Below are 12,593 nucleotides of genomic sequence, written 5' to 3'. Positions count from 1 at the left end.
AATCGGCCAAAGGCCTTGTGCTACGTTGCCAGGAGCATCTCAACGTCAGGTTCGCCCAGGAACAAGAGAAAATACTGCAGCATTAAGTCTGATTGCTGGATACTTACCTACGTCGTTCAATTTTCAATCAACACGACGGCGCATATCTTCTGTTCTTCAGGTCGATCGGTATTGAATAGCTGATCCTAGCAAGCACTCTATTTTGACTCGTTCACCGAGGATTCTGCATTACCTTCAGAGACACCGGGTTCGCCTCGGAACGAAGATTCTATTATCACTTTTTTGAGTATTTGATGCTGTAAATCAGCAAACAGCTTTCTCGCTTGCAAATCCGTTATGTGGCCTTTCGCTTTTTCACTTTCAATGTGTGCTATGGCGTTGACGATGCGCGGATCCACCTCGTCGCGTTGCAAATATGGCCGAAGATTCATAACCAAAACACCTAAACTCATCAAGTGCCAGATTTTTATCGAGCTAAAGCTCAGCAATTCAAAAGTTTTTAACCATGGCTTTAGTATGTGAGTTTAAATTTGTGTTTGGCGCTTTCATAGAGATGGGGGTCTAATTCGCTCGATGAATTGATTAAGAGTGAGCAGCCATTTTGTCTGGGACGATGTGTAGGTCGAATGTATGGGGGCTGGTATCACTAGCTGTAAGTTTTGTGATTGCATCTCAGCGGTCTGTTTTTCACTGATTGCCGCCTCAAGAGTTATGAGGTGCTTTAGCGGAATTTTATTGGCTTCACTAAGAACTTGTCGCCAGCGATCTTTACATGTCGTTTTGGCTCCCAGCATATGTAAGTGTTGTACTGGAAATGCTGGGCAATGATATGACTTAAAATCTGGGAATATGAAGTCTGGCTTGGAGTTGTTTTCTGTAGTGAATCCCTTGCCACCCCCTTGCTCAAAGCGCAAGCCATATGCATTAAATATCTCACTGAGATAGAGCTCAAAAGCATGGCCAACGCGAGACTTTCGTCGATTTTGCACACTTAACGAAAAACTGATGAATCCGTCTACATCAGCTCCGTCTTCGCCAAATCCTTCACGTAGTCTGTCCTGAACCAAGTGGCGTTCATAAATCCTGAACAGTTTTTCCTCATGATCCATCCAGTTAAGAATGGCTTGATCCGGGTCTGCAAGTGGATCTACTTTTTGCTCAATGGATTCGCGGGCAAATTTAGAAAATGCAGATGTCGTTGGAAATTTCTCGCCGCCAAACAGTTTTACAAGACGCTCTAACCAAGCATCATCACCTGTCTCAAACTGACCTGTCTCGATGCCGAGATCTTCCAGCATCAGTCTTAGCGGAAGAAACAAGCGGAGCGTTTCAACGCTACCGGCTTTAAATCGTTCGTCAACATTATCGAGTGCGAAAAGAACGCGAAGCTGCCGTTCTATTGTGCTTCCAGCCGGAGTGAAAACCATCAACAAAGAGTCGTCACGCAGCTTGGCCACCAGCAAAAAGTCACCTTCTGAAAGCAATTCAGTGACTGCATTTGTAGGGTAGTAAAGTCTGTATTCCGGGCCACGATGCGGCTGTTTTCTACGGCAGTCATACCACGTGACGTCAGCCTCCACGGTTTCTGGGGCGACTGAATCGTCAGCGATGTAAATCTGCTTTGTCTTGAACCGGTACTCTTGATCTTTAGAGGGGGTGCCCAAGTACTGTTTAAATCCTGCCGCAGGAAGCCCGCCAATCTCATGCTGGTTGGAGCGTTCAGGATCAGCATCGACAGCGCTCAAGTATTTTGCCGCTACACCTTCGAAGTAGTCACTGATACGGTCTGAGAACATGCGGATTCCAAATGGGTTTCGTCTATCTGGGCTAACGCTGAACCTTGTAGCAGCCAGTAAACAATTTGGTCAATCAACAATGGTGTTCTTTGCTTTTTCATGGATCGTACGGCGCACTCCCAAATGGTTAACACCCGCCATCTCTGAGCCCTTAAGGCAGCGATCTGCAGTTCATCCCGTACCTGGTTTTTGCCTATTTTTTCCAGCCAGAACTCCTGACGGGTTTGGGGGATTTTGAAATAGCGGCATCGGTGACCGTGCCAGAAGCAGCCGTGGATAAAGATTGCAGCTTTATACTTTGGCAGTACCAGGTCTGGCGTTCCCGGAAGGTTTTTAGCATGCACACGAAAACGAAACCCTCTGGCATGCAGGACTTTACGGATCAAAAGTTCGGGAGAGGTGTTCTTGCTCCGGATGTTGGACATCATCCGGGAGCGGGTTTCGACATTGACAATATCAGTCACGGCATCCTCCGCATCGGGGCAGTGATGGCCCCGATGCTTGTGTGGAGAACTCCGGGGCACTTACTGCTGCTTAGGGGCTGCGGTTTTGGCTTTCGCGGCCAAAATCCGATCCTTCATCAGTCGTGCAACCGCCTCAAACACAGGGACTGCAACTGAGTTACCAAATTGACGATACGCTTGCGTATCTGAAACTGGAATCACGAATTTGCTTTCGCCCGGTTTATCGAAACCCATCAAACGTGAGCATTCTTGCGGCGTAAGTCTGCGAGGGCGATTCAGCTGATTGAGCTCACTATTAAAATCGAGCTTCTCTGAGAAGCCGCGATCCACCAATATTTCAGACCCGTCTTTGTGGTATCGGGCCGATAGGGTACGTGCTACGTCATTCGGCCCTGTCAAGCCAAACCCAAAGCCGTTGCCTTTCTGGCGGTGTTTCTCGGCATACCTGTAAAGGTAATCCCAAAGTTTCGGCGTGAGGATGTACTTGCTGTCCACTTCTTCTTTTGGCTCCAGGATGTCACCAAAGGTAGGGCGTTGTTTGGGGATAAACTTTTCAATGTCACGCAACGTGAAGCCGTCATGGATACCCAAGTCGCGGCGGAAGCCGACCAGGACGATACGTTCCCGATGCTGCGGTACGAAGTTTTTAGCGTCGATCACCTTTGGGTCTGAACCCTTTGGCGCGTTGACGTCTGCGACTTCATAATCGAGCTCATCCAGTGCTTCGCAAATGATGCGGAATGTATTGCCCTTGTCGTGGCTTTTCAGGTTCTTGACGTTCTCCAGCAGGAAGGCTGCCGGGCGCTTGGCTTTGATGATCCTGGCGACGTCAAAGAACAGGGTGCCCTGAGTTTCGCACTCGAAGCCATGCTTGCGGCCCAAAGAGTTTTTCTTGGAAACACCTGCCAAGGAGAACGGTTGGCACGGGAAGCCGGCCAGCAGGACGTCATGATCAGGAATTTCACGATCGATATTCTGGTAGGCCTCTTCTTCGCTAACGTCGAGCTTGTCGGACAAGGTAACTGTGCGGATGTCCTGATTGAAGCGGTGACGCTCCGGGTCGCAATAGTGGTTTGCCTTGTAAGTGCGGACGGCGAAAGGGTTCCACTCGGATGTGAATACGCATTCACCTCCGATGGCTTCAAACCCCTTCCGGATTCCACCGATTCCTGCAAACAGGTCGATAAAAGTGAAAGTGGTCTTTTTTGTAGGCTTGGGTGGAAGCAGGGACTTCAGATGCATGTGCTCTGCGTAGGTAAGACGAGGCGTTGCCTTGCCTTTAACCCAACGGTTTACCGTCTCCCGGCAATGCAGGGAGCCTACCTCATTAAGCTTTGCGGCAAGCTGCCCCTGGTCGTAGATCTCGAGTAGCTTGTTTATCAGCTCAAGATCTTCTGCGAGGTGCGGTGGAGAGATTGGAAGTCCCAGTTGGGCAGACTCAGGAGCTGCGCTATCAAAAAGGTTCATGAGTCCTGTTTTCCTCTGGGTAAAATCTGTGACGTAATGTCACCATTCTATCCCTCTAGCTTGTGATGTAAATTAATATCTTCCCGGAAGGGCGAAATCAGCCACCGCATCGGATCGAAGCGAGTCAGGGATATGTTGCGTGGTAGGTTGCTGTATATCCAACCAGTATGCAAGGGTGGTAATCCACATTTTTTGTTGCTCATTCGCAAGCGTCTATTTATCAGTTGGTCAATGAGCGTTTAGCGCTTGGGACGACGAGGATGAGCAGGGAGATGCTTAGGGCGGTTAATGGTGGCATGTACTGCCAAAGGGGAAGAGCGGGAGGGGGGCGGGATTCCTTTGGATGGCCTCTGTGTAGCTTTAATTTTGCTACAGCAACACTGAAACGAAATATAAGCTATTGATTAATAATGGTTTTTTAAATCAGTCGTTTCGATCCATCATAGGGGCCACGCTAAAGCGTCTGGACACCGCAGAGCGTCTGTTTACGTGGGGAGTAGCTGAATTCTGTACCATTTTTGTCTACGTGTTTTAAGCATGTTTTAGGGCGTTTTCAGGCGTTTTTCAAGGCTCGGTGGTACGATGTACCACTTTGAAACTGACGCGTACCACTTTCTCATGGCAACTATCAGGGCAAGATAACTGGCAAGTGGGGTTGTGACCTACACTGCCCAGATCCGCATCAAACGCGACGGTGTGCAAGTCTACCAAGAGAGCCAAGCCTTCGCCCGTAAACAGGCCGCTCAAGCTTGGGTTCGCAAGCGTGAGGCAGAATTAGATCAACCAGGCGCCATCGAGCGCGCAAACCGCGTGGGCGCTACAGTCAAAGAAATGATTGAGCGCTACGTGCTCGAAATGGAAAAAGCCCGCGCACTGGGAAAAACCAAGCTGGCCACGCTCAAAGCGATCAGCGAATCCTACTTGGGCCAGATAAATGACCAGGACTTGAACTGCCAGATACTGGTCGAGTATGCGGTCTGGCGAATGGGACCTGAAGGCGGCGGTGTGCTGCCGCAGACAGCCGGTAATGATTTAGCACACTTGGGCGCCGTTCTATCCATCGCCCGCCCTGCATGGGGCTATCAGGTGGATCCTCACGCGATGGGTGATGCCCGCAAGGTACTGCGCAAGCTGGGTTACAACATGCGCAGCCGTGAACGTGACAGACGCCCGACACTGGATGAGCTGGACAAGCTGCTGACACACTTCCAAGGCATCCTTGCCTACTGCCCCAGCTCAATCAACATGCTCAAGATGACCGCCTTCGCGCTGTTCTCGACGCGCCGCCAAGAAGAGATCACCCGTATCAAGTGGTCTGATCTGGACGAAGAGGGCAACCGTGTCCTGGTGCGGGACATGAAGAATCCCGGGCAGAAACTTGGCAACGACGTGTGGTGCCATTTGCCACCCGAAGCAATGGCCATCATTAAGACAATGCCCAAGGCAGTAGATGAAATATTCCCCTACAACGCCGAGTCCATATCCGCACCCTGGACACGCGCCTGCAAGTTTTTGGGGATTGAGGATCTGCACTTTCATGACCTGCGTCACGAAGGCGTCAGCCGACTGTTTGAAATGGATTGGGACATTCCTAGGGTGGCCAGCGTATCGGGGCACCGGGACTGGAACTCCATGCGCCGTCGGCTGGGTATGGAGTGGACTTCCCGTTTGATAACTATGAACGGATGGCCGACTTCATGCGCCGCTGTAAAGGCAAGGTGATGGTCAGCATTAACGATCACCCGGATATACGGCGGGTATTTGAGGGCTTTCACTTTGAGACCGTGGATATTCGGTACAGCACCGCGAATCAACGGCAGGGGAAGGCTGAGGTTAGCAGTGAGTTGGTGATTATGAAGTGGGAGCCAGAGGCGCCGGGGATGTTGTTTTGATATGACGGTGGCGAGGGTATGAGTCAGTACCCGCTACGTGAATCATCAGAGGCCGTATTTCAGCTCACGTTACAGGGGAGTTGAAATAGGTGTTTATCGTCGCTGAAACACTTACCTGCCAATGCCTCGATGCTAGACAGTTGGGTGCTGCTAAGGTTGTAGCCCTCATCACCTCGCTGTGGTGATGACCAGTTCATGATTTTGGCTAGTTGGGCTTCGCAGTCGTTTGGCAGAACAACTTCAAAATCTAGAAATTCCTTCTCTTTATCGAATGCTTCGACGATAAATTTCATGGTTCTACCTCTCTGTTTTTATCAGCATCTTTAGTTTGTCCTTACTGGCACCCACGTGTCAGTACCCGCTTAAGTGCCGAAGCCACCCACATGTGGTTCATTCTGGAAAGCTTGCCCTCCATGCCGCAAAAGGCGCTCAGCGAAGACGGGGATCAGTGGGTCAGAGGCTTACAGTCGAGGATGCCGGGGCCGTGATCGCATCCAAACGCCAGGAGGGCATCACCGCGGGTAGGCCGGGCGGTCCCGCGATCGATGGGCGTGCAGACTTCAGGGGCAGCCGTGGTATTTCGGCTTGAGCGTGGGATTGATCCGCAGGGGGTCGTCTACCGCCCATTCCCATTGGCTGTCCAGTTCCTGAACCACACTGTCGACACCCAGGCCGGGAAGGAGGGTGCAATACGTTTGCCTGGGCACGCAATGCAGCGTGGGATTATCGAGCGGGCGGTCAGCCCGGGTGACGAATGCCAGGGCTTCTTCAATGCCGGAAACGTTAACGGCGTTGGCTTCGCCGGCCTGTTCAAATTTCAAGAGAAATGTCACTACAGCGTTCCTTGTCTAGCGCAACCTCGCTACGAGGCGCCATGTTAATGACACCTCGTAGCGTAGTCTCTTAGCGGAAGGTCTGTAGTGTTGAAGTCGGCATTTGCGTGACGACGATTGCCCCGGTGCTTTAGCTACCTTTGGCCGTAACAATGCTGGCCACCAGCCGGGGCTGGCAATTGAGGTAAGCCGAAGACTGCAGCCAACGCTTGTCGGGGTACCACGCGAACATGAACTGTCCGTCCTTGAGTTTGTCTACCACTTTACGCGCCACTTGCGGGCGAACCGCCGGGCAGCCCTGGCTGCGACCGATGCGCCCCTGGCGCTGGCTCCAGAGCGGATTCACGTAGCTGGCGGCATGAATCACGATCGCCCGGTCGCGTGCCCGGTCATTGATGCCGGGCTCAAGGCCATCCATGCGCAGTGAGTAACCATGGGTGCCTTTGTAGCTTTCCTGGGTGCGGAACAAGCCCAGGCTGGACTGGTAGCTGCCTTCGTCATTGGAAAATTGGGTGGCGAAGTTTTCTCCGGAGTTTTGCCCGTGGGCCACCAGATCACGCAATACCAGGCGTTTGCTTTGCAGGTCGAAGATCCACAGGCGGCGCGCTGTAGAAGGCTGCGAGTAGTCAATCACCGCCAGATGGCGTGCTTGACTGGCGCCATTGTTCACGGCGCATTGCATGGCGCTGATGGCACTTTTTAGTGCTTGGGGATTGAGTTCTGGTGCTGCCTGGGCGAGGCTGTTGAACAGTACCGGTGTAGAGGGGCTGGCGGCGAACGCAGGGCTGCAAAGCGTGCCCAGGGTCGCGGCGGCCAGACAAAGCCGTCGCAGGAAAGTCAGCATAGGTCGAGGATTCTCACTGATGTATTGGCTCCAGATGCCCCGTCCAGCCAGCTATTTGCCTGTGTAAAGCCGACGGGTCTTACGGTTATCCATCAACCATGATGGCCATGGATTGGAGTAAAGCAGTTGATCAAAAAACACGCATGTTACTTGAGCATTGCTTTGCTCGCAGTGCCATTGGTCGTTCTGGCCGATGAGGTGCCTGTGGACCCCGCGACGATGATTCAGGTTGCGCTCGCAGATTTGCCCCGCGAATGCCCGACGCTGGCCCCGCGGATCAAGCCCGCCGACCAGCAATGGCTGCAGGCGTTTTATCAAACTCAGCAGTATCAGCCGCTGTGGTCAGTGGACGGCCGTCTGGCCGCGTTGCAGACCGAACTGCCCACGCTGGCCGACGATGGGCTGGACCCGGCGCATTACCCGTTGCCTAAAGAGCAGGGGGTGTGCGCTGACATCGATACCAGCTTTCAATACCTGCAAGCCTTGCAGGACCTGCATTTCGGTCGTCTGAACCCATCACGTTTCGAGCCTGTATGGCACTCCGGCGATGAAGCGCCGGACCGACAGGCCGAGATTCTGGCGATTGCCGGGCCGGGGTTGCAGGACATACGCAGCGCGTTCGACAAGGCGCGCCCTGCGCTGGAGCGCTACCAGAACCTGCGCAAAGTCTATGCCCGGGAACGCGTGCGGCCGCTGCCTCACTGGCCTGTAGTGGGGCAGGGGCAATTGCTCAAACCCGGCATGCAGGACCCACGGGTGCCCGTGCTGGCTGAGCGCATGCTGAGCGAGGGCTATCTGGATCACCTGCCCAAGCCCACAAACACGACCTACGGCCCGGAGCTGGCCGCCGCCGTGAAGAGCTTTCAGCTGGATCATTCCCTGCAAGCCGATGGTGTCATCGGGCCGGGTACGCTGAAAGAGATGAACGTCAGTGCGCAGGCGCGCCGGGATCAATTGCGCATCAACCTGGAGCGATTTCGCTGGATGGCGCAGGACTTCGAACCCACCAGCCTGCTGGTCAACGTGCCGGCCGCGTTGCTGATGGTCTATCAAAATGGCGTGCCGGTCTGGCAAACCCGCACGCAGGTGGGCAGGCCCGACCGGCAAACACCACTGCTCAAATCCCGCGTCACCCGCTTGACCCTCAACCCCACCTGGACCATCCCGCCGACCATTTTCAAGCAAGACAAACTGCCGCAAATTCGCCGCGATCAGTCGTACCTGGCGCGTCATGACCTGCAAGTGCTCGACAGCAGCGGTCGGCAGCTTTCACCACAAGAGGTGAACTGGGAGCGTCCGGGCAACATCCTGCTGCGCCAGGGCGCAGGTCCGCGCAATCCGTTGGGCAAGATCGTGGTGCGTTTCCCCAATCCGTTCGCCGTGTATTTGCACGACACCCCCAGCCAGGCGCTGTTCAGCAAAGCACCGCGGGCCTTCAGTTCTGGGTGTGTAAGGGTGGAGTCGGCGTTCGAACTGCGGGACTGGCTGGTCAACCCTGCCGAAAAAGCCCGCACTGAAGAATTGCTCAGCACGGGGCGCACCCATGAGTTTCGGCTGGAACAGCCGATGCCGATCTTGATGACGTACTGGACGGCCCAGGCCGACAAAGACGGCAAGATCACGTATGCGCCGGACGTGTACGACCACGATCCTCGGTTAATCGCGGCACTGGCGAGCAAGTCAAAAGCCGACTGATGTCATTGGCAGGGTTCAATAAGGGGTGGCATGCACCCCTTGATCCAGGACGGCTCACCCTTGTGACGCCCTGAACGCCCGCTTTACTATGGCCCCCCCATTTTCCCCAAGAGAGAACCGCATGAACGTCTGGCCGGACACACGCTTCATCGACTTGGCAGGCATTGCCGCCCCCCTGATTCAAGCCCCGATGTTGGGGGCGGGTGCCGACGTGATGATCGGTGTGGCGAAGGCGGGCGGTTTGGGTTCACTGGCCTGTGCCACCCTGGATCTGGCGACGATTCGCAGCGAAGTCGCAGCCTTTCGTGACGCATGCGACAAGCCCTTGAACCTGAACTTTTTCTGCCACGTGACGCCTGTTGCCGATGCCCAACGGGCTCAGCAGTGGAAGACGCAGTTCAAGGCGTACTACGACGAACTCGGCGCCGACTTCGATGCGCCCACTCCCGTGTCCAGCCGTGCGCCATTTGACGACGCCACCTGCGCCCTCGTCGAGCAGTTGCGACCGGAAATCGTCAGCTTCCACTTCGGCTTGCCCGCACCGGCGCTGGTGGCGCGGGTCAAGGCATGCGGCGCCAAAATACTGAGCTCCGCCACTACGGTCGAGGAAGCGCAGTGGCTCGAACGCCATGGCTGCGACGCGATCATTGCCATGGGGTACGAAGCCGGTGGCCACCGGGCAATGTTTTTGAGCGATGAACTGACCACCCAGATCGGCACCTTCGCCCTGGTGCCGCAGATCGTCGACGCGGTTTCAGTCCCGGTAATCGCCGCCGGGGGCATTGCTGATGCGCGCGGGATTGCAGCAGCGTTTGCCTTGGGGGCGAGCGCGGTGCAGATCGGTACGGCCTACCTGTTTTGCCCGCAAGCCACAGTGACTCACCCCCATCGGCGGGCGTTGCGTGAAGCCACGTCGAGCCAGACCGCGTTGACCAATCTGTTCACTGGGCGGCCTGCGCGCGGCATCGTCAATCGGGTGATGCGCGAGATGGGCCCGATGCATCATCAGGCCCCGGCCTTTCCACTGGCAGGCGGGGTTCTGTTGCCGCTCAAGGCCAAAACCGAACCCCAGGGCTCGGGGGATTTCATCAACCTGTGGGCCGGCCAGGCATTTACTTTGAGTCCGGGGCGCGCTGCCGACCTGTCGTCCTATGAACTCACGAAAAGACTGATCGACGATTACGCGGCCCGCCGTCCAGTTTGATCAGGCGCTGTGCGGCAGGGCACCGTAGCGGGTTTGCGCCACATGACCTGCGGCGCGAATCAGCAAACCGATCGAACCGAGCACTGGCACACTCACCAGCAACAAACTGTAACGCAGTGACTCAAGGCCAAACGCCGGCTGCAACGCATCACTGAGCAACCCGGCCAGCAGCGGGCCGGCGCCAATACCCAGCAAGGTCGACACAATGGTCTGCAAGGCCATGGCCGTGCCGCGTCGGCTGGCGGGCACCAGTTGCGTCACCAGGTTGTATGACGGTGCCACCCACCACACGGCAAAAAAACTGTAAAGCGCGCACCACAGCATGGCCCCGGGGACCGGCAGGCTCCCCAGTTGCATCAACACGGTGTCCGGCCACAACAAATACGCCACCAACGCCGCCAGCGCCGCGACGTGCCCGATGATCGGGATGCTCACCTGCCAGTGCGGGTTGCGTGGCGTCAGGTGGTCACTCAGCCAACCGCTGAACAGCGCGCCGATGCCCGCGACGCCGCCGCCAATCACACCGGCCAACAGCCCCGCATGTTGCAGCGACAAACCATGGGAGCGCACCAGAAAACTGGTGTTCCACATGCCAATGGCGTACGCACTCAGGGTGCACAAACCGCCCGCCAGGATCAGGCAGCGGTAGGCGGGAATGGCCCATAACGCGCGTGCTTCCCCGCCTAAACTTTGCAACGGATGAGCGGCGTGTACACCGGCCAGGTCCCAGCGTCCGCGAGCCGGGTCTTTGACCACAAACGCCAGCACGGTTGAGAACAGCAGCGCTGGCAAGCCAATGGCGATAAACGCGGTGCGCCAGCCATAGTGTTCAACCACCCACGCGCCCAGGCTGAGCCCGATCACCGCCGAAAAGGTCGGCGCCGCGGTAAAACAGCTGATCGCAAAGGAGCGGCGGTGGGGCGGGTAGAGGTCGGCAATGATCGACATGGATGCGGACGTGGTGGGTGACTCGCTCACCGCTACTGCCATGCGCGCCAGTGCCAGCATCCAGAAGCTCACCGCCAGCCCGCAGGCCATGGTCGCGATCGCCCACAACAGACACGCCACGGCCAGCAGGCGAGTGCGCGACATGCGATCGGCCAGACGCCCGGCGGGCAGGCCGAGCAGGGCATACACACCGGCAAACGCCAGGCCCGATATCAGGCCCAGCGCGGTGTCACCCACGCCGAACTCGCGTTTGACCGGTTCAATCATGACCGCCAGAATCTGCCGCCCGACAAAGTTGTCAGCGAAGATGGCGGCCAGTAATAACAGCAGGCCATGGCTGCGCCAGCCGACATGGGCGTTGGGCATTGTCGATTCTCTGTCCACTGAACACACCGTAAGCGCCGGCACCCCCTGAAGGGCTCAGGCGCGTTGACGGGCCAGGGTCATGGCGGTGTCTTCGATCATGTCCTCCTGACCGCCGACCATGCCACGACGCCCCATTTCCACCAGAATCTCCCGGGCAGGCACGCCATACTTTTTCTCGGCGCGTTTGGCGAACAGCAAAAACGATCCATACACCCCGGCATAACCCATGGTCAGCGCGTCGCGGTCGCTGCGAATCGGGAAGTCCATGATCGGCACCACCAAGTCTTCGGCCACGTCCTGTATGCCGAACACGCTGACGCCGGTCTCGATGCCCATGCGGTCACACACCGCCACCAGAATTTCCATGGGCGTATTGCCTGCGCCTGCGCCAAGCCCGGCCGCCGCAGCGTCGATCCGCGTGGCGCCGGCGGCGATGGCAGCGATGGAATTGGACACCCCCATCGACAAATTGTGGTGGCCATGAAAGCCGATCTCGGTGTCCGGGTGCAGGGCGGCGCGCAAGGCACTCACGCGGGCACTGATGTCGTGGGGCAGCATGTAACCGGCAGAGTCGGTGAGGTACACGCAATTGGCGCCAAAGCTTTCCATCAGCTTGCCTTGCTTGACCAACCCTTCAGGGCTGTTCATGTGCGCCATCATCAGGAACCCGACGGTGTCCATGCCCAGTTTGCGGGCATAGGCAATGTGCTGTTCCGACACGTCGGCTTCGGTGCAATGAGTCGCGACCCGAATCGTGTTAACCCCCAGCTCATGGGCCATTTGCAAGTGGTCCACGGTGCCGATGCCGGGCAGCAACAGCGCCGAGACCCTGGCGTTTTTCATCATCGGGATCACGGCCGACAGGTACTGCTCATCGGTGTGGGCCGGGAAGCCATAGTTGACCGAACTGCCGCCCAGGCCGTCGCCGTGGGTCACTTCAATCAGCGGCACCCCGGCAGCGTCGAGGCCACAGGCAATGTCTTTCATCTGTTGCAGGCTGATCTGATGACGCTTGGGGTGCATGCCGTCGCGCAGGCACATGTCATGCACGGTGATTTTTTTGCCGCGAAGGTCCATGGTCGGC

The 12,593-nt window shown here is 56.4% G+C and carries 12 protein-coding genes and 1 pseudogene; 4 read left to right on the top strand and 9 right to left on the bottom strand.

All coding sequences use genetic code 11. The features are described 5' to 3' along the window. Positions 1–197: 197 nt before the first annotated feature. From TU74_RS02090 to dcm, 4 genes are all read right to left on the bottom strand, one after another. A complete protein-coding gene (locus TU74_RS02090; protein ID WP_047298777.1) occupies positions 198–431 on the bottom strand; it encodes a hypothetical protein in 234 nt (77 codons plus the stop codon). 114 nt (positions 432–545) lie between these two features. Beyond that, a complete protein-coding gene (locus tag TU74_RS02085) occupies positions 546–1,796 on the bottom strand; it encodes a type II restriction endonuclease (protein ID WP_047273859.1) in 1,251 nt (416 codons plus the stop codon). Continuing rightward, a complete protein-coding gene (locus TU74_RS23265; protein WP_080960338.1) occupies positions 1,757–2,260 on the bottom strand; it encodes a very short patch repair endonuclease in 504 nt (167 codons plus the stop codon). Before TU74_RS23265 ends, TU74_RS02085 begins: the two co-directional genes overlap by 40 nt. A gap of 60 nt (positions 2,261–2,320) precedes the next feature. Further along, entirely contained in the window at positions 2,321–3,727 is a 1,407-nt protein-coding gene (gene dcm, locus TU74_RS02080; RefSeq protein ID WP_047273861.1) for a DNA (cytosine-5-)-methyltransferase, read from the bottom strand. 642 nt (positions 3,728–4,369) lie between these two features. Between dcm and TU74_RS02075 the strand changes: the two genes are divergently transcribed. Next, complete coding sequence (locus TU74_RS02075) at positions 4,370–5,449, top strand: tyrosine-type recombinase/integrase (protein ID WP_420912153.1); 1,080 nt, start codon at positions 4,370–4,372, stop codon at positions 5,447–5,449. After that, positions 5,368–5,619, top strand: a pseudogene (locus tag TU74_RS23260) (DNA adenine methylase); the annotation flags it as partial. The gene TU74_RS02075 and the pseudogene TU74_RS23260, both read left to right, overlap by 82 nt. A 59-nt stretch (positions 5,620–5,678) precedes the next feature. Here TU74_RS23260 and TU74_RS02070 read toward each other — a convergent pair. From TU74_RS02070 to TU74_RS02060, 3 genes are all read right to left on the bottom strand, one after another. After that, entirely contained in the window at positions 5,679–5,912 is a 234-nt protein-coding gene (locus TU74_RS02070; RefSeq protein ID WP_048374831.1) for a DUF7683 domain-containing protein, read from the bottom strand. 267 nt (positions 5,913–6,179) lie between these two features. Continuing rightward, entirely contained in the window at positions 6,180–6,452 is a 273-nt protein-coding gene (locus TU74_RS02065; RefSeq protein WP_048374824.1) for a hypothetical protein, read from the bottom strand. A gap of 130 nt (positions 6,453–6,582) precedes the next feature. Continuing rightward, complete coding sequence (locus TU74_RS02060; protein WP_047293553.1) at positions 6,583–7,296, bottom strand: murein L,D-transpeptidase catalytic domain family protein; 714 nt, start codon at positions 7,294–7,296, stop codon at positions 6,583–6,585. 126 nt (positions 7,297–7,422) lie between these two features. Here TU74_RS02060 and TU74_RS02055 point away from each other — a divergent pair, with 126 nt between their 5' ends. Beyond that, the gene (locus TU74_RS02055; protein ID WP_048374822.1) at positions 7,423–8,991 is read left to right on the top strand and encodes a L,D-transpeptidase family protein; all 1,569 of its coding nucleotides are present in this window, start codon (positions 7,423–7,425) and stop codon (positions 8,989–8,991) included. Between the two features lie 121 nt (positions 8,992–9,112). Then, positions 9,113–10,195 (top strand): NAD(P)H-dependent flavin oxidoreductase, encoded by a 1,083-nt coding sequence (locus TU74_RS02050; protein ID WP_048374820.1) that lies wholly within the window; start codon positions 9,113–9,115, stop codon positions 10,193–10,195. Here TU74_RS02050 and TU74_RS02045 read toward each other — a convergent pair whose 3' ends face one another. Beyond that, a complete protein-coding gene (locus TU74_RS02045; RefSeq protein WP_048374819.1) occupies positions 10,196–11,509 on the bottom strand; it encodes a spinster family MFS transporter in 1,314 nt (437 codons plus the stop codon). A gap of 54 nt (positions 11,510–11,563) precedes the next feature. Next, a complete protein-coding gene (gene dmpG / locus TU74_RS02040) occupies positions 11,564–12,586 on the bottom strand; it encodes a 4-hydroxy-2-oxovalerate aldolase (RefSeq protein WP_047274630.1) in 1,023 nt (340 codons plus the stop codon). Positions 12,587–12,593: the final 7 nt, after the last annotated feature.

Origin of the sequence: Pseudomonas lundensis, from assembly GCF_001042985.1 — a bacterium.
GTDB lineage: Bacteria > Pseudomonadota > Gammaproteobacteria > Pseudomonadales > Pseudomonadaceae > Aquipseudomonas > Aquipseudomonas lundensis.
This window is presented reverse-complemented; position numbering and strand designations above follow the sequence as displayed.